Raw genomic sequence first — 17,225 nt, 5'->3', positions numbered from 1 at the left:
GGTTGTGTCGTGCGCTGGGCGTGCGTACAGACTCGCCGGTGCGGGGGTGGGAGAGCACTGCGGTGGCCCGGCGTCCTGGGACGGGGGCCACCCCTACCGCCGGCAGCGGGGGTTGACCCCACCCCGGGCGCCTGTCACCCGCCTCCGACTGGACCGTCGGCCGCCTGTGTCCCGGGCAGCCGTCGCGCCCCTCGTCCTCAGGGAGCCCTCGTCCCGAAGCCCGTCAGAAGTCCCCGTCCCCGAGGAACTCCGTGTCCTCGCCCTCTTCCTCCAGGGCCTGGCGGACGACCCTGAGGGCCATGCCCTCCGGGTAGCCCTTGCGGGCCAGCATGCCCGCGAGCCGGCGGATCCGCTTGTCCCGTTCGAGGCCACGGGTGGCCCGCAGTTTGCGGGCGACGAGTTCGCGCGCGGTCTCCTCCTCCTGCTCGGAGTCGAGCTGGGCGACGGCGTCCTCGATCACTGCCGAGTCGACCCCCTTGGTGCGCAGTTCCCGGGCGAGTGCGCGGCGCGCGAGCCCCCGGCCATGGTGCCGGGACTCCACCCAGGCGTCCGCGAAAGCGCCGTCGTCGATGAGCCCGACCTCCTCGAACCGCGACAGCACCTCCTCGGCCGCGTCCTCGGGGATCTCCCGCTTGCGCAGGGCGTCCGCGAGCTGCTTGCGGGTGCGCGGGGTCCCGGTGAGCAGGCGCAGGCAGATCGCCCGGGCCCGCTCCACCGGGTCCCCTGAAGACTCCCCCCGCTCGTCCCTCGCCGAGGAAGGGGCGCCTTCGTCCTCACCGGGCCCGGACGCGTCGCCGAACCCGCGCCGCCGGCCACGCCCCCGACGGCCGCTGCGCGCTCCCCCGGACCGCCCGGACCCACGACCGCCCGGCGAACCGCCCCCGTACGGCTCGCCGGCCTCGTCCCCCAGGCCAGCAGCACCCCCGTCGCCGCCGGCCCCGTGGTACGCGTCAGGTCCGCCGTACGCGCCGCCGAACCCGTCGTCCCGATGTCCGGCGTCCCCCTCCGGGGTGGAGTCCGGGTGGCCACCGGTGCCCCTCCCCCGTGGGGCGCCGGTGGCGTACTCGTACTCGGCCCAGTCGGTTCGTCGTGTCACGGGTCAGCTCTTGGCTGCGGCGGCCTTGGGCTTGGTGGCCTTGGCGGCTGCCGGGGCGGGGACGGACTTGGCGGGGTCGTCGGCCGTCGCGGTGACCGCGGCGTCGGCGCCCGGCTCGGCGGCGGGCTCCTCCGGCCGGACACCCACGCCCAGCTTCTCCTTGATCTTCTTCTCGATCTCGTTGGCCAGGTCGGGGTTGTCCTTGAGGAAGTTGCGCGCGTTCTCCTTGCCCTGGCCGAGCTGGTCGCCCTCGTACGTGTACCAGGCACCGGCCTTGCGCACGAAGCCGTGCTCCACGCCCATGTCGATCAGACCGCCCTCACGGCTGATGCCCTGGCCGTAGAGGATGTCGAACTCGGCCTGCTTGAAGGGCGGCGCGACCTTGTTCTTGACGACCTTGCAGCGCGTGCGGTTGCCGACCGCCTCCGTGCCGTCCTTCAGGGTCTCGATGCGGCGGATGTCGATACGCACCGAGGCGTAGAACTTCAGCGCCCGGCCGCCGGTCGTGGTCTCCGGCGAGCCGAACATCACGCCGATCTTCTCGCGGAGCTGGTTGATGAAGATCGCGGTGGTCTTGGACTGGTTGAGCGCGCTGGTGATCTTCCGCAGGGCCTGGCTCATCAGACGGGCCTGCAGACCCACGTGGCTGTCGCCCATCTCGCCCTCGATCTCCGCACGCGGGACGAGCGCGGCGACGGAGTCGATGACGATGAGGTCCAGGGCACCGGAGCGGACCAGCATGTCCACGATCTCCAGGGCCTGCTCGCCGTTGTCCGGCTGGGACAGGATGAGGTTGTCGATGTCGACGCCGAGCTTGCGCGCGTACTCGGGGTCGAGGGCGTGCTCGGCGTCCACGAAGGCGACCTGGCCGCCGGCCTTCTGTGCGTTCGCCACGGCGTGCAGGGTCAGGGTCGTCTTACCGGAGGACTCCGGTCCGTAGATCTCCACGACACGGCCGCGCGGCAGGCCGCCGACGCCGAGGGCGACGTCGAGGGCGGTCGACCCGGTCGGGATGACCTCGATGGGCTCCTTCGACCGCTCGCCCATGCGCATGACAGCGCCCTTGCCGAATTGCCGTTCAATCTGCGCGAGCGCGGCGTCGAGCGCCTTCTCGCGGTCGGTTCCTGCCATGGGTTCCACCCGGTTTGCTTGAGTCGATCGCTTCACGTCAAAGACGCTAACGCCTGCCACTGACAATGCGCCCCGACGCAGGCCCAGCCTGTGGATAACCGAGGGACATCTACCCGCGAATCGGGGCGAAATCCCCAGCCGAAAGCCTCGCCTGAGCCTCCATAAGAATGGATGTTCGATTTTCGTGTCAAGCGCGCCACCCCGGCGCCCGGCGACCACGACAACCTGGACGACGCCGTGCGCGACGGCGTGTACGACGGTGTGACCCGGCTCGCCGACGGGGGCCACGCGACCTGGTGGACCGGTTCTTCGACCACTGCGACGCGCGCGGGCCTGCTCCCGGCGGCGTACCACGGGTGTCTCCGGCAGGACGACGATCGCGCGGGCCGTGCCCGGAAGCCTTGGGCCCATGAAGAACCCGCGCGCCGCCGTCGACCGCCTCTGCCACGCGACGGGGCTGCTCCTCGTCCTGTCCGGCCTCGCCCACCTGGTGGTGTTCGCGGTCGACGGCGGTCCCTGGGACGGTCCCGTCTCCTGGCGCAAGCCCGTCACGTTCGGGCTCTCGTTCGGGGTAGACCCTGATCGCGGTCACGTGGGTCACGTCGTACCTGCGGACCGATGACCGGCTGCGTTCTGTCCTGCTGCTGGTCTTCGCCGCCGACTGCGTGGTGGAGGTGGGCGGCATCACCCTCCAGGCGTGGCGCCGGGTGCCCTCGCACCTGAACAGGCAGCCCCCCTTCGACACGGCGGTGTCCATGACGCTCGCGGTGGGCGACGGTGTCCTGGTGGCCGTGCTCACGGTCTTCGCCGTCGCGTCCTTCCGGCGCCGGCCGACGGGCCCCGCCGGCATGTCCCTGGCCAGGCGTTCCGGTTTCGCGCTCCTGCTGGTCGCGCTGGACTCCGGCGCGGCGATGATCGCGCGCGGGGTCGTCCTGACCCGGACCGGCCACCAGGAGGCGGCCTATCGCTCGACGGCCCCGCTCAAGCCGCTGCACGCCGTGAGCCTGCACGCGGTCCTCGTCCTGCCCCTGCCGGCCCGGCTGCTGACCCGCACGCCGTGGGACGAGCGGACGCGCCGGCGGATCGTGGCCGTGGCGGTGGGCAGCTGCACGGCAGCCGTCGCCGTGGCCGCCGTGTGGGCGGTCCTGACGTACTGAGGCGGGCGGCACCGTCGTGCGCGGGCGGGCTACGGCTGCTGTGCCCTGCCCGGGCGGCGGCCGGCCCGGCGGGCTACGGCTGCTGTGCCCCGTCGGGGCGGCGGCCGGACCATAGCCGGCGCGCGCGCGTCAGCATCCCGGGACCGCCCGGACCGCTGCCGCGGCGGCCGTGCACCCGGGGGTCGTCCGTGACGGCGTACCGCTTCACGTACGCCCCTAGGAAGGCCTGGAGCGTGGCCACCGCCGGGATGGCGATCAGCGCGCCGACCGCGCCCAGCAGCGCGGTGCCCGCGACGACCGAGCCGAAGGCGACGGCCGGGTGGATGTCGACCGTCTTGGCGGTCAGCTTCGGCTGGAGCATGTAGTTCTCGAACTGCTGGTAGATCACGACGAAGATCAGCACCCAGAGCGCGTACCAGGGGTCGACGGTGAACGCGATCAGCATCGGCAGCGCGCCCGCGAGGTACGTCCCGATGGTGGGGATGAACTGCGAGACCAGGCCCACCCAGACGCCGAGCACGGGCGCGTACGGCACGCCGAGGGCCTCCAGCAGGACGTAGTGGGCGATGCCGGAGACGAGAGCCATGAGGCCGCGCGAGTACAGATAGCCGCCCGTCTTGTCGACGGCGATCTCCCAGGCGCGCAGCACCTCGGCCTGGCGCGCGGGCGGCAGGACGGAGCACAGGGCGCGGCGCAGCCGGGGGCCGTCGGCGGCGAAGTAGAAGGAGAACAGCGCGATCGTCAGCAGCTGGAAGAGCCCGCCGAGCACCTGGGCGGACACGTCGAGGACTCCGGCCGCGCTGTTCTGCACGTACTTGCGCAGCCAGTCGGAGTGCAGGAGGCCCTCCCGGATGTCCACCCGTCTGAGGTCGGTGTGGAAGGTCTGGTTGGTCCAGTGGATGAGTGAGTCGAGGTAGCCGGGGAAGCCCTCGATCATCTTGATGATCTGGCCGGCCAGCATGGACCCGAGCAGGGTGACGAACCCTGCGGTGAAGACGGTGAGGCCGAGGAAGACCAGGAAGGTCGCGAGCCCCCTGCGCATGCCACGGGCCGCCATCCGGCTCACCGCGGGCTCTATCGCGAGGGCCAGGAAGAACGCGATCAATATGTTGATCAGGAGCCCGGTCAGCTGGTGGAAGGCCCAGCTGCCCAGCTGGAACGCGGCGACCAGCGCGAGCGCGAGCACCATGGCGCGCGGCAGCCAGCGCGGCATCCGGCCGCCCGGAGCGGGGGTGCCGGAGGCGGGGGTCCGGCCGGGCGGGAGCGTATCGGCCGTCGCCGCCTGCCCGCGCGACTGCTCGCCGTCCTCGGGAGTGGGTGCCAGGGGGTCCTCGTTGGGTGCCACGCGCCCAGTCTCGCCCACGCCACCGACAACCGGCGCCTCGCGGCGATCTTCGTGACAGATCAGTGCCGTACTGTCGCCTTCTTCAACGGCGAACCCGGCATTTCGGCCGGCGCGTCAGTGCTTGTCGCCCGGCACGTCCGGCGCGCCCGACCCGGTGCCTCAGCGCTTCTCGCCCGGCACGTCCATCACCGCGCAGACCACGCGCCACACGTCCTTGGCATCCCAGCCGGCGTCCAGCGCCTGGTTCACGGTGCGTCCGCCCAGTTCCGTCATCACGTGATCGCGCGCGAAGGTGTCGGCGTACCCCGGACCGAAGTGTTCCGCCATCCGCTGCCAGAAGACCGTCAACCGCATGACCCCAGTATCCCGCCCCTGGGGGTGGGCCCTGCCGGGGAGCGCCTGCCGAGACCGCTTTCCGTCCTACGGTCTGACGCATGGCCGATACAGGAGCTTCCCCACCCCCCTCCACGCCCCCGGCGCGCTCCCCGCTCTTCCGCGCCGAACAGTTCGTGTGGCTCACCGCGCGCGTGCTGGAGCAGCACCTCTTCGCGTACCACTTCCTGCGCGGCAGCCCGGAGGCGGTGGAAGCGGCACTGGACGCCTACCGGAACGAGGACGGGGGCTACGGGCACGCGCTGGAGCCCGATCTGCGTGGACCGGTCAGCCAGCCCCTGCACACGGCGCACGCCCTGCGCGTGCTGGACGCCATCGGGCGGTGCGGCGGCCAGCGGGTGGAGCGCGTGTGCCGCTACCTGACCTCCGTGTCCACCGCGGACGGCGCCCTGCCGGCGATCCACCCCAGCCAGCGCGGGTACCCGACGGCGCCGTTCGTCCCGGTCGTCGACGATCCGCCCAGCGACCTGCTCGCGACCGGGCCGGTGGTCGGGCTGCTGCACCGCAACGAGGTGTGGCACGCCTGGCTGTTCCGGGCCACCGACTACTGCTGGCAGGCGGTGGAGTCCCTGGAGAAGACCCACCCCTACGAGGTGCGGGCCGCCGTGACCTTCCTGGACTCCGCGCCCGACCGCACCCGCGCGGAGGCCGCCGCCGGCCGGCTGGGCCGCCTGGTGCGGGAGCAGCGGCTCGCGGCCCTGGACCCGGACCGGCTCGACGCGTTCCCGGTCGCGTCCGGCTACGCCCCGGGTGAGCACCACTTCCCGCACGACTTCGCCCCGCGCCCGGACTCGCTCGCGCGCGCCTGGTTCACGGACGCGGAGATGACGCGCTCGCTGGACCACCTGGCCGCCGGGCAGGAGGAGGACGGCGGCTGGCCGGTACGGTGGCGCCGGTGGGCCCCCGCGCCCGCCCTGGAGGCGCGCTCCCTGGTGACGATCGAAGCCCTGCGCACCCTGCGGGCCTACGGCCGCTTCGTGGGCTGACCGGCCCTGCCGACGGTCAGCGCCTTCCGTCACACGGCGGACGGCCCGCTCGGCCACCAACGGCGACCACCCGCCGACGTCCCCTGGCCGTCCCCCTGCCCTGCCCACGGACCGTCTCACCGCCGACGGCCCGCCCGCCCGCCGTCACCGCCCCGGCCGCCGCCACGACCAGCGGGAAGGGCGCGCGCACCACGGGTGCCCGGTCCGCCGCGCCGGGCCCGGCGGGCAGGGCGTCCGGCACCGGCGCGTACCCGTCGGCCGGCGCCTGCCGGGCCATGAGCGCGGCGAGCAGGGCGGCGAGCCGGCCCCGCCCAGGACCCACGTGGTGTCGGAGCCGCGGCGTCCCCCACAGCCCCCTGCGCCCTGGCACCCGGCCGCACCTCCCGCGCTCGACGTCACACGCCCCTACTCGCCCCGTTTGCCCAGGTCAGGGTGTTTGTCAGTGGGTGGGTGCAGGATGGACGCATGGTCAGTTCCGCACGCCGAGCCCTCGACGGCTTCTCCCCCGCGACCCGCGGCTGGTTCACGGGGGCCTTCTCCGCGCCCACCGCGGCCCAGGCGGGCGCGTGGCAGGCCATCCGGGAGGGCTCGGACGTGCTGGTGGTCGCCCCGACCGGCTCCGGCAAGACGCTCGCCGCGTTCCTCGCCGCCCTCGACCAACTCGCCTCCACCCCGCCCCCGGCCGATCCGAAGAAGCGCTGCCGGGTGCTGTACGTGTCCCCGCTGAAGGCCCTCGCGGTCGACGTCGAACGCAATCTGCGCAGTCCGCTGACCGGCATCCGGCAGGAATCGGTGCGGCTGGGCCTGCCCGAGCCGGAGGTCAGGGTCGGCATCCGCTCCGGCGACACCCCGGCCGCCGAGCGCCGCGCCCTGTCCACGCGCCCGCCGGACATCCTGATCACCACCCCCGAGTCGCTGTTCCTCATGCTGACGTCGGCCACGCGTGACGCGCTCACGGGCGTGGAGACGGTGATCCTGGACGAGGTGCACGCGGTCGCGGGCACCAAGCGCGGCGCGCACCTCGCGCTCTCCCTGGAGCGGCTGGACGAGCTGCTGCCCAGGCCCGCCCGCCGGATCGGCCTGTCGGCGACCGTGCGCCCGGTGGACGAGGTGGCCCGGTATCTGTCCCCCCGCCGCAAGGTGGAGATCGTCCAGCCCGAGTCCGGCAAGGAGTTCGACCTCTCCGTGGTCGTCCCCGTCGAGGACATGGGCGAGCTGTCGGGCGCCCCGGCCGCCGACGCCTCCGAGGGCGGGGAGCGGCCGTCGATCTGGCCGCACGTGGAGGAGCGGATCGCCGACCTGGTGCAGGCCCACCGGTCCACGATCGTCTTCGCCAACTCGCGCCGCCTGGCGGAGCGCCTGTGCAACCGGCTCAACGAGATCGCGTACGAGCGCGCCACCGGCGAGACCCTGGACGAGCACCACTCCCCCGCCCAGCTGATGGGCGGTTCCGGCGCGGCCCAGGGCGCGCCGCCGGTGATCGCCCGCGCGCACCACGGCTCGGTCTCCAAGGAGCAGCGTGCCCTCGTCGAGGAGGACCTCAAGGCCGGGCGGCTGCCCGCGGTGGTGGCCACCTCCAGCCTGGAACTCGGCATCGACATGGGCGCCGTGGACCTGGTGGTGCAGGTCGAGTCCCCGCCGTCGGTCGCCTCCGGTCTCCAGCGGGTGGGCCGCGCGGGACACCAGGTCGGTGCCGTCTCCACGGGCGTGGTCTTCCCGAAGTACCGGGGCGACCTGGTCCAGGCCGCCGTGGTCACCGAGCGGATGCGCACGGGCGCGATCGAGTCGCTGAAGGTGCCCGCGAACCCGCTGGACGTGCTCGCGCAGCAGCTGGTCGCCATGACGGCGCTGGACACCTGGCAGTTCGACGACCTGCTCGCCGTGGTCCGCCGGGCGGCCCCGTTCGCCTCGCTGCCCGAGTCGGCGTTCACGGCGACGCTGGACATGCTGGCGGGCCGCTATCCGTCGGACGCGTTCGCGGAGCTGCGCCCGCGCGTGGTGTGGGACCGCGTCACGGGCGACATCACCGGCCGTCCGGGCGCCCAGCGCCTCGCCGTCACCTCCGGCGGCACGATCCCGGACCGCGGCCTGTTCGGCGTCTTCCTCGCCGGTTCCGACCCCAAGAAGGGCGGCGGCCGGGTCGGCGAGCTGGACGAGGAGATGGTCTACGAGTCCCGGGTGGGGGACGTCTTCACGCTGGGCACGAGTTCCTGGCGGATCGAGGACATCACGCGCGACCGCGTCCTCGTCTCGCCGGCGCCGGGCGTGCCGGGCCGGCTGCCCTTCTGGAAGGGCGACCAGCTGGGCCGTCCGCTGGAGCTGGGCCGCGCGGTGGGCGCGTTCCTGCGCGAGGTCGGCTCGCTGCCCAAGGACGACGCCCGGCTGCGGCTGCTGACGGCGGGCCTGGACGCGTGGGCGGCGGACAACGTGCTGTCGTACCTGGACGAGCAGCGCGAGGCCTGCGGTCACGTCCCGGACGACCGCACGATCGTCGTGGAGCGGTTCCGCGACGAGCTGGGCGACTGGCGGGTCGTCGTCCACTCCCCGTTCGGTGCCCAGGTCCACGCGCCCTGGGCCCTCGCCCTCGGCGCCCGCCTGTCCGAGCGGTACGGCATGGACGCCCAGGTCATGCACGCCGACGACGGCATCGTGCTGCGCCTGCCCGACGCCGACCTGATGGGCCTGGACCTGCTCGACCGGGAGCCCGTGAAGGCCGGCACCGAGTACGACGGCGACCAGGCCCCGGTCGGCGCGGCCGACGTCGCCTTCGACAAGGGCGAGGTCGACCAGGTCGTCACCGACCAGGTCGGCGGCTCGGCCCTGTTCGCCTCCCGGTTCCGGGAGTGCGCCGCCCGCGCGCTGCTGCTGCCGCGCCGCAATCCCGGCAAGCGCACCCCGCTGTGGCAGCAGCGCCAGCGGGCGGCGCAGCTGCTCCAGGTGGCGAGCGAGTTCGGCTCGTTCCCGATCGTCCTGGAGGCGATCCGCGAATGCCTCCAGGACGTCTTCGACGTGCCCGGGCTGGTCGAGCTGATGGGCGACATCGAGTCCCGCAAGGTGCGCCTGGTCGAGGTGACCACCCCGGAGCCGTCCCCGTTCGCCCGCTCCCTGCTCTTCGGGTACGTCGCCCAGTTCCTGTACGAGGGCGACTCCCCGCTGGCCGAGCGGCGCGCCGCCGCGCTGTCCCTGGACTCGCGGCTGCTGGCCGAGCTGCTGGGCCAGGCGGAGCTGCGCGAGCTGCTCGACGCCGAGGTGCTGACCGAGCTGGAGCGCGAGCTGCAGTGGCTCACCGAGGACCGCCGGGTCAAGGACGTCGAGGGCGTCGCCGACGTGCTCCGCCTGCTCGGCCCGCTGACCGACGCGGAACTGGTCGCGCGCGGTGCGGACCCGCAGTGGGCGCGGGAGCTGGCCGGTGCCCGCCGGGCGATCAGGGTGCGGATCGCGGGCGCCGAGCACTGGGCGGCCGTGGAGGACGCGGGCCGGCTGCGCGACGCGCTCGGCACGGCGCTGCCGGTCGGTGTCCCCGAAGCGTTCACCGAGCCGGTCAAGGACCCGCTGGGCGACCTCCTCGCGCGGTACGCCCGTACCCACGGACCGTTCACCTCGGCCACCGTGGCGGCCCGGTTCGGCCTGGGTGTGGCGGTCACCGAGGGGGCGCTGCAGCGGCTGGCCGCGGCCGGCCGGATCGTGCAGGGCGAGTTCCATCCGGCGGGCATCGGCCAGGAGTGGTGTGACGCGGCCGTGCTGCGCCGGTTGCGCCGCCGGTCCCTGGCGGCCCTGCGGCACGAGCTGGAGCCCGTGCCGCCCGCCGCGCTCGCCCAGTTCCTGCCGCAGTGGCAGCACATCGGCAGGGGTCATGCGCTGCGGGGCGTCGACGGGCTGGTGCGGGCCGTCGAACAGTTGCAGGGCGCCTCCGTGCCGGCCTCCGCGCTGGAGAAGCTGGTGCTGCCCTCCCGCGTGGCGAACTACACGCCCTCGATGCTGGACGAGCTGACCGCCGCGGGTGAGGTGGTGTGGGCCGGAGCGGGCGCCCTGCCCGGCAAGGACGGCTGGGTCTCCCTCTATCTGGCGGACGCGGCCCCGGTGCTGCTCCCGGCACCGCACCCGCTGGAGCTGACCGCGCTGCACCAGTCGGTCCTCGACGCCCTCTCCGGTGGCTACGGCCTGTTCTTCCGGCAGATCGCCGACCAGGTCCGCGCCACCACGCACCCCGACGTCACCGACCCGCACCTGGCCGACGCCCTGTGGGACCTGGCCTGGTCGGGCCGGCTCACCAACGACACCCTGGCGCCGATGCGCTCCCTGCTGGGTTCGGGCCGTACGGCCGGCTCGACCGCCCACCGTGCCAAGCGTGCCGTCCCGCGCGGGCGCTACGGCTCGCTGACGGCCGCCGCGCGCACCGCCTCCCGCACCGGCCCGCCGACCGTCGCGGGCCGCTGGTCACTGCTGCCCGCCGCCGAGCCGGACGCCACCGTGCGCGCGCACGCGCTGGCCCGCACGCTTCTGGACCGGCACGGTGTGGTCACCCGGGGTGCGGTCGCCGCGGAGGGCGTCGAGGGCGGCTTCTCAGCGGTGTACCGGGTGCTGTCGGCGTTCGAGGACAGCGGTCAGGCCCGGCGCGGCTACGTGGTCGAGGGGCTGGGCGCGGCCCAGTTCGCCATGGACGGCGCGGTGGACCGCCTCCGCGCGGTGGCGAACGCCCGCGAGCGGACGGAGGGCCTGCCGGCCCCGGCCCGGCCGCAGGGCTTCGGTGCCCTTGGTACGGCGAACGGCTTCGGCGCCCCGGATGCCGTGACCGGCTTCGCCGGGCCGGACTTCCCGAACCCGTTCGACGGCCCCGACGGTCCCGGCGGCGCCACCGGCACCCCGCACGGCCACACGCCCCCCGGTGCCTTCGACGGAGCCGAGGGCGGCTTCGGCCACCCCGGCCTGGACGGCGACTTCACCTGGCCGCCGGAGGGCCCCTCCGGGGGCGACGGCACCCCGGCGGCCCGCGACCTCGCCGACCCGTTCGCCTCCCCCGGCTACGGCGGCCCCCGCGGCGGCGGCCCCGCCTACGGCGCGGCCCCGTACCGCGGCCAGGGCAACGGCCGGCCGGGCAGCGCCACGCCCGACCCCCGCGCCGTGGTCCTCGCCGCGGCCGATCCCGCGAACGCCTACGGCTCCGCGCTGCCCTGGCCGGAACCGCCGGCCGGAGCCGGGCACAAGCCGGGCCGCAAGGCGGGCTCGCTCGTCGTCCTGGTGGAGGGCGAGCTGACGCTGTACATGGAACGCGGTGGCAAGACGCTGCTGGCCTGGCCGACCGCCCCGGACACGGCCGCGACGGACGATCCCCGCCTGCGCACGGCCGCCGAGGCACTGGCCGGGGCGGCCCGCGCGGGCTCGCTCGGCACGGTCACGGTCGAGCGGATCAACGGCGCCCAGGCCCTGACCTCCCCCCTGGGCACTCTCCTGGAGGGGGCGGGATTCGTGGCGACACCGCGCGGCCTGCGCCTGAGAGCGTGAGGCCCGGTACGCCAGGCAGCGGCGGCCGACGCCGACACGGGGCCGGCCCCGGTCCCGTCGACCCTCGCCCGCTGCCCCCGGCCCCCTCTCACCCCACCGTGGCACCCTTGACCCATGCCCGAAGGTGACACGGTCTGGCAGGCCGCGCGGCGGCTGCACGAGGCCCTCGCGGGCAAGGCGCTGACCCGCAGCGACTTCCGCGTGCCGAAGTACGCGACGGTCGATCTGTCCGGCCGCGGGGTGCTGAACACCGTTCCGCGCGGCAAGCACATCCTCACCCGGTTCGAGGGCGGCCTCACCTTGCACACCCACCTGCGCATGGAGGGCTCGTGGAAGGTGTTCGGCACGGGCGAGCGCTGGCGGGGCGGACCGGCGTACCAGATCCGTGCGGTTCTCGGCACCGCCGACCGCACGGCCGTCGGCTACCGGCTCCCGGTCCTGGAGCTGCTGCACACGACCGAGGAGGAGCGGGTCGTCGGCCATCTCGGCCCGGACCTGCTCGGCCCGGACTGGGACCCCGAGCGCGCCCTGGCCAACGTCCTGTCGGACCCGGCCCGCGAGCTCGGCGAGGCCCTGCTGGACCAGCGCAATCTGGCCGGCATCGGCAACGTCTACAAGAGCGAGCTGTGCTTCCTCCTCGGCGTCACCCCCTGGCTTCCGGCCGGGGCGCTGCCCGCGGACCTCGCCCGGCGGCTGCCGGGACTGGCCAAGCGGCTGCTGGAGGCCAACCGCGACCGCCCGGTCCGGCAGACCACCGGCCTGCACCGGTACGACCTGTTCGTCTACGGCCGCGCACCCCGCCCCTGCCTGCGCTGCCACACCCCTGTGCGGGTGGCCGACCAGGGCGACGGTTCCCAGGAACGCCCCACCTACTGGTGCCCCACCTGCCAGTCGGGCCCCGCCCCCGCACCCGGCGCTCCCCAGCGCTGGCGCGACAAGTACCCGCGCCGCACCGGCTGACCGACCCGCCCCGCCAACCGGCCCCACCCACGCTCCGGGTCAACGCGGTCGCGCCGGGGTGAATCCGCACCCCATGACCGACCGGCACGACCCCGAGGCCCAGGCGCACACGGAGGCCACGACGACCCGGATGACCCCGCTGGGGCGGGTCGGCGAACCGGACGACGTGGCGCGCGCGGTGCTGTACCCGGCGTCGGACGCGTCGGTGTTCATGACGGCCCGGACACTTCGCCCGAACTGGGGCGTCGCGATGCCTTGGTGACGTCTCCCGCCCGCCAGGCGGCCACCCAGCGCCCAGGGTGCACGGCGCCGGTCGCGCGCCCCTTGGGCACACAGTGCACGGGCAGCAGGCTCAGTCCCCAGCCGCCGGCGGCGACGGCCCCTTCCAGCACGCCCGAGCCCTCTCCGAGGGCGAGCCGCAGCACGGCCCACCACCACACCGCTCCCAGGGCGAGCGCCAGTCCGCGGCGCACTGTCCGTCCCGCCATGCCCGCCATCACCTCCAGCCGGACGCTAGACCGCCGCCGCGACCGCGCGGGAGGCGCACCGAGGGCGCACCGAGGGCTCACCGGTGCAGCGCCCGGAGGCAGCCGGCCCGCCCGGCGCTCCCACCGGCTCTCCCGCGCGGGGATCCGGCCCCGGCCACACCGCTTACGCGTTCTCCGCCTGGAACATCCAGTGATGCTTCTCCAGGTCCGCGGTGATCCCGATGAACATGTCCTGGGAGACCGGGTCGGGCTCCCCGGTCGCCTCCACCCGCTCACGCATCCGGGTGATCACCGAGCCCAGTGCGTCCACCATCGCCCCGACCGCGTCCGTGTCCTTGATCCATCCGGCCGGGGTGGTCTTTATCCCGCTGCCGGAGGCCACCGTGCCGGCGCGTCCGTCGGGCGGCACGCCCAGCGCCGAGGCCCGCTCGGCCACCGAGTCCATATGCGTGCGGGCGGAGTCGACCACCTCGTCCAGCTGGAGGTGGACGGAGCGGAAGCGGGGGCCGACGATGTTCCAGTGGATCTGCTTGGCGACCAGCGAGAGGTCCACCAGATCGACGAGGGCGCCCTGGAGCGCCCCGGACACGGTCTTCAGGTCCCCTTCGGCCAACGGGCTCTTCACGACGTACATCCGCTTCCTCCGGTGTTCAGGCGCCGTCACGTCCCTCCCACGATGACCGCACCCCACCACACCGGCAAACGGGCGCATCTCGGGCAAAGAGCGCGAAAAGCCCCGGCCGGCCTCCCAGGTCTTCCTGGAGAAGCCGGCCGGGGCTCAAGCCGTATCGGACGGTGGCGGATCGTCACTCGTCCCGGATCGTCAGACCGCGCGCACGAACCTCACGCGGCGACGACGTCCACCGCTTCCGCGGGCGCCTTGATGGTCACCCGTTCCGGTGGCACGCCGGTCACCGAGACGGAACCCAGCATCGGCCGGACCGGTGTGGGCACGGGCTCGGTGGCCCGGGCGGACTGGGCCAGCTCGGCGAGCGCCAGTTCGTCGCTCACCTCTCGCATCAGTTCCGACATCCGTACGTCCAGCGCGTCGCAGATGGCGGCGAGCAGCTCGGAGGAAGCCTCCTTCTGCCCCCGCTCCACCTCGGAGAGATAGCCGAGTGAGACTCGGGCGGACGAGGAGACTTCGCGCAGAGTACGGCCCTGGCGTTGGCGCTGCCGACGCAGCACGTCACCCAGCAGGCGACGGAGCAGAATCATCGGTGGCTCCCTCCTCGGACCGCGTAGCCGCATCCTTCTCGCCCCACCGTACCGCCTTGCGCCGCGGCCGTGCGGGGAGCGATGTCGTGTTCACTCAGGGCTGCAAACATCAAAACCCCCCGTTCCGTTCCGTATCCTGTGCCCGCTCATTCCCAGTCTGTTCGCCCGCAAGCTGCTCCAGGAGCACTGCGAGTACGCTCCGTACACTCTCCATACGAATTTCCGTACGGCTGCCGTTCAACCTCAGGCCCTCGACTTTTCCGCCACCGGCAGAACCGGACCGGACGCCGAGGGGGCCGTCGACGGCCACGAAGACCGTCCCGACGGGCTTGCCGTCCTGCGGATCGGGGCCGGCGACCCCGGTGGTCGCGATGCCCCAGTCCGCGCCCAGTGCTTTGCGGACTCCGGCCGCCATCTGGCCCGCGACCTGCGGATCCACCGCTCCGCACTGGGCCAGCAGGGTGGCGTCGACACCCAGCAGCTCATGTTTCAGTTCGGTGGCGTATGCGGTGACCGAGCCCCGGAACACCCGGGACGCTCCGGGTACCCCGGTGATCTCCGCCGCTACCAGGCCACCGGTCAGCGACTCCGCGACGGCGAGGGTCTCGCCCCTCACGGTCAGTAGTCGCACCAGTTCGGTGGCCGTGGAACTCACGCTTCCTTCCCCTCCAACGCTGCCGCGCGCTCGGCGATTCCCCGGCGGCGCAGCACAATGGCTTGTCTTACGTAGTCGAGGCCCGTGACGACGGTGAGGACGACCGCCGCGGCCATCACCCAGAAGCGCAGGCTGGCGAGCCACCCGGTGAGGGCCAGGACGTACATCCCGACGGCCACGCCCTGGGTGAGCGTCTTCAGCTTGCCGCCCCTGCTGGCGGGGATCACACCGTAGCGAATGACCAGGAAACGCAGCAGGGTGATGCCGAGTTCCCGGCCGAGGATCACGGCCGTCACCCACCACGGCAGATCGCCGAGGGCGGACAGACAGACGAGCGCCGCACCCATGATCGCCTTGTCGGCGATGGGGTCGGCGATCTTCCCGAAGTCGGTGACGAGGTTGTAGGTGCGCGCCAGGTGCCCGTCGAACAGATCGGTAATCATGGCGATGGCGAAGGCCGCCCAGGCCAGGGAGCGCCAGGCCGGGTCGTAACCGCCGTCGGCCAGCATCAGTGCCACGAAGCCCGGCACCAGGACCAGGCGGAGCATCGTCAGCAGATTGGCGACGTTCCAGACGCTCGCCTGGTTGACGGCCGCGGCCGCGATCTTCCCGCCGCGCGGGGACTTGCCGCCCTCGGGAGCCGTGGCCGGGCCCGAAGCAGAACCGGAGACCTCGGCCGGGGTTCCGCCGTCGGCAGCGGCTGCGGAGCCCCGGGCGCCCTGCGCGCCGGAGGAGCCGCCCGCGGCGGATGCCGGCACTCCGGTCATCTGCCCGCCTCCTCACTACACGCGAGCGAGCCGGTCAGCGGCTCGGCCACCAGGTCGACACCTTCGGTGCCCACCACCTTCGCCTCGACCATACGTCCGACGCTCAGGCCCGCGCCGCTCGTGAGGAGCACCTGGCCGTCGGTCTCCGGCGCCTGGTGCGCGCCGCGGCCGTGGACGCCCTCCTCCTCGTCCACGGACTCCACCAGGACCTGGACGGTCTCGCCGACGCGCTCCTCGGCGCGCTGCGAGACGAGTTCCTCGGCGAGCCGGGAGATGTGGGCCAGGCGCTCGGCGACGACGTCCTCGTCCAGCTTGTTCTCGTACGTCGCCGCTTCCGTGCCCTCCTCGTCCGAGTAGCCGAAGACACCGATGGCGTCCAGCCGGGCGCCGTTCAGGAAGCGCTCCAGTTCGGCGAGGTCGGACTCGGACTCGCCGGGGAAGCCGACGATGAAGTTGGAGCGCACGCCGGCCTGGGGCGCCTTGCTCCGGATGGTGTCGAGCAGTTCGAGGAAGCGGTCGGTGTCGCCGAAGCGGCGCATGGCGCGCAGCACGCCGGGCGCGGAGTGCTGGAAGGACAGGTCGAAGTACGGGGCGACCTTGGGGGTGGAGGTCAGGACGTCGACGAGTCCCGGGCGCATCTCGGCCGGCTGGAGGTAGCTCACCCGTACCCGCTCGATGCCGTCGACCTCCGCAAGCTCCGGCAGCAGGGACTCCAGCAGGCGGATGTCGCCCAGGTCCTTGCCGTAGGAGGTGTTGTTCTCGGAAACCAGCATGACCTCCTTCACGCCCTGCTCGGCCAGCCAGCGGGTCTCGTTCAGGACGTCGCTGGGGCGGCGGGAGATGAAGGAGCCGCGGAAGGAGGGGATGGCGCAGAACGAGCAGCGCCGGTCGCAGCCCGAGGCGAGCTTGACCGAGGCGACCGGGGAGCCGTCGAGACGGCGGCGCAGCGGCGCACGGGGGCCCGAGGCGGGCGCGACGCCCTCCGGGAGATCGGCCGGGCCGTGTCCGGGCAGCGCGACGGACGCTGCCGACTCCTGGCGCTCGGCGGGGCTGATCGGCAGCAGCTTGCGCCGGTCGCGGGGGGTGTGGGCGGCGTGGACGCCGCCGGAGAGGATGGTCTGGAGGCGGTCCGAGATGTCCGTGTAGTCGTCGAAGCCGAGGACGCCGTCGGCCTCGGGCAGCGCCTCGGCCAGTTCCTTGCCGTACCGCTCGGCCATGCAGCCCACCGCCACGACGGCCTGGGTTCTGCCGTGGCCCTTGAGGTCATTGGCCTCCAGCAGCGCGTCGACGGAGTCCTTCTTGGCGGCCTCCACGAAGCCACAGGTGTTGACCACGGCTACGTCGGCGTCCGCGGCGTCCTCGACGAGCTGCCAGCCGTCCGCCTCCAAACGGCCTGCGAGCTCCTCGGAATCCACCTCGTTACGAGCGCAGCCGAGAGTGACGAGTGCGACGGTACGGCGTTCAGGCATGGGCTCAAGACTACTTTGTCTCACTGACGGCCCACGTCGACGGGGTTGGCCGATTGCG

Annotated in this window: 13 protein-coding genes and 3 pseudogenes; 5 read left to right on the top strand and 11 right to left on the bottom strand. The window is 73.4% G+C overall.

Features of this window, described 5'->3' with window-relative positions; genetic code table 11:
• Positions 1–223 precede the first annotated feature (223 nt).
• Complete coding sequence (recX, locus tag ACZ5DC_RS00125; RefSeq protein WP_468647781.1) at positions 224–1,096, bottom strand: recombination regulator RecX; 873 nt, start codon at positions 1,094–1,096, stop codon at positions 224–226.
• A 3-nt stretch (positions 1,097–1,099) separates the two neighbouring features.
• Positions 1,100–2,227, bottom strand: a complete 1,128-nt coding sequence (recA, locus tag ACZ5DC_RS00120) for a recombinase RecA (RefSeq protein ID WP_468647779.1) — start codon at positions 2,225–2,227, stop codon at positions 1,100–1,102.
• A 409-nt stretch (positions 2,228–2,636) separates the two neighbouring features.
• Here recA and ACZ5DC_RS00115 point away from each other — a divergent pair.
• Positions 2,637–3,384 (top strand): annotated as a pseudogene (locus ACZ5DC_RS00115) (hypothetical protein).
• 73 nt (positions 3,385–3,457) lie between these two features.
• Here the strand turns inward: ACZ5DC_RS00115 and ACZ5DC_RS00110 are convergent.
• On the bottom strand, positions 3,458–4,708 hold the full coding sequence (locus ACZ5DC_RS00110) for an AI-2E family transporter (RefSeq protein ID WP_468649871.1): 1,251 nt from the start codon (positions 4,706–4,708) through the stop codon (positions 3,458–3,460).
• Positions 4,709–4,888: 180 nt separating this feature from the next.
• The gene (locus tag ACZ5DC_RS00105) at positions 4,889–5,083 is read right to left on the bottom strand and encodes a DUF3046 domain-containing protein (RefSeq protein ID WP_468647777.1); all 195 of its coding nucleotides are present in this window, start codon (positions 5,081–5,083) and stop codon (positions 4,889–4,891) included.
• An 80-nt stretch (positions 5,084–5,163) separates the two neighbouring features.
• On the opposite strand from ACZ5DC_RS00105, the gene ACZ5DC_RS00100 reads away from it, so the two are divergent.
• The gene (locus ACZ5DC_RS00100) at positions 5,164–6,108 is read left to right on the top strand and encodes a hypothetical protein (RefSeq protein ID WP_468647775.1); all 945 of its coding nucleotides are present in this window, start codon (positions 5,164–5,166) and stop codon (positions 6,106–6,108) included.
• Between the two features lie 118 nt (positions 6,109–6,226).
• Here the strand turns inward: ACZ5DC_RS00100 and ACZ5DC_RS00095 are convergent.
• Positions 6,227–6,403, bottom strand: a pseudogene (locus ACZ5DC_RS00095) (AzlD domain-containing protein); the annotation flags it as partial.
• Positions 6,404–6,573: 170 nt separating this feature from the next.
• On the opposite strand from ACZ5DC_RS00095, the gene ACZ5DC_RS00090 reads away from it, so the two are divergent.
• The 3 genes and pseudogenes from ACZ5DC_RS00090 to ACZ5DC_RS00080 all read left to right on the top strand — a co-directional run.
• A complete protein-coding gene (locus ACZ5DC_RS00090) occupies positions 6,574–11,610 on the top strand; it encodes an ATP-dependent helicase (RefSeq protein WP_468647773.1) in 5,037 nt (1,678 codons plus the stop codon).
• A gap of 114 nt (positions 11,611–11,724) precedes the next feature.
• The gene (locus ACZ5DC_RS00085; RefSeq protein ID WP_468647771.1) at positions 11,725–12,570 is read left to right on the top strand and encodes an Fpg/Nei family DNA glycosylase; all 846 of its coding nucleotides are present in this window, start codon (positions 11,725–11,727) and stop codon (positions 12,568–12,570) included.
• Positions 12,571–12,602: 32 nt separating this feature from the next.
• Positions 12,603–12,832: pseudogene (locus ACZ5DC_RS00080) on the top strand (SDR family oxidoreductase); the annotation flags it as partial.
• Here the strand turns inward: ACZ5DC_RS00080 and ACZ5DC_RS00075 are convergent.
• The 6 genes from ACZ5DC_RS00075 to rimO all read right to left on the bottom strand — a co-directional run bounded on the left by ACZ5DC_RS00075 (position 12,780) and on the right by rimO (position 17,167).
• Complete coding sequence (locus ACZ5DC_RS00075; RefSeq protein ID WP_468647769.1) at positions 12,780–13,058, bottom strand: hypothetical protein; 279 nt, start codon at positions 13,056–13,058, stop codon at positions 12,780–12,782. The pseudogene ACZ5DC_RS00080 and the gene ACZ5DC_RS00075 overlap by 53 nt on opposite strands.
• 163 nt (positions 13,059–13,221) lie before the next feature.
• Positions 13,222–13,692, bottom strand: a complete 471-nt coding sequence (locus tag ACZ5DC_RS00070; RefSeq protein ID WP_366748414.1) for a Dps family protein — start codon at positions 13,690–13,692, stop codon at positions 13,222–13,224.
• A gap of 209 nt (positions 13,693–13,901) precedes the next feature.
• Positions 13,902–14,276 (bottom strand): helix-turn-helix domain-containing protein, encoded by a 375-nt coding sequence (locus ACZ5DC_RS00065; protein ID WP_014675397.1) that lies wholly within the window; start codon positions 14,274–14,276, stop codon positions 13,902–13,904.
• Between the two features lie 109 nt (positions 14,277–14,385).
• Positions 14,386–14,931: a CinA family protein gene (locus ACZ5DC_RS00060; RefSeq protein ID WP_468647767.1), complete on the bottom strand. Its 546-nt coding sequence runs from the start codon at positions 14,929–14,931 to the stop codon at positions 14,386–14,388.
• Positions 14,928–15,698, bottom strand: coding sequence for a CDP-diacylglycerol--glycerol-3-phosphate 3-phosphatidyltransferase (gene pgsA / locus ACZ5DC_RS00055; protein WP_468647765.1), 771 nt, complete (start codon positions 15,696–15,698; stop codon positions 14,928–14,930). Before pgsA ends, ACZ5DC_RS00060 begins: the two co-directional genes overlap by 4 nt.
• Positions 15,695–17,167 (bottom strand): 30S ribosomal protein S12 methylthiotransferase RimO, encoded by a 1,473-nt coding sequence (rimO, locus tag ACZ5DC_RS00050; RefSeq protein WP_468647763.1) that lies wholly within the window; start codon positions 17,165–17,167, stop codon positions 15,695–15,697. Before rimO ends, pgsA begins: the two co-directional genes overlap by 4 nt.
• Between the last annotated feature and the right edge of the window lie 58 nt (positions 17,168–17,225).

The organism is Streptomyces sp. NPDC031445 (genome assembly GCF_055581365.1).
The sequence above is the reverse complement of the archived record's forward strand: the minus strand, read 5'-3'. Positions and strand labels throughout refer to the sequence as shown.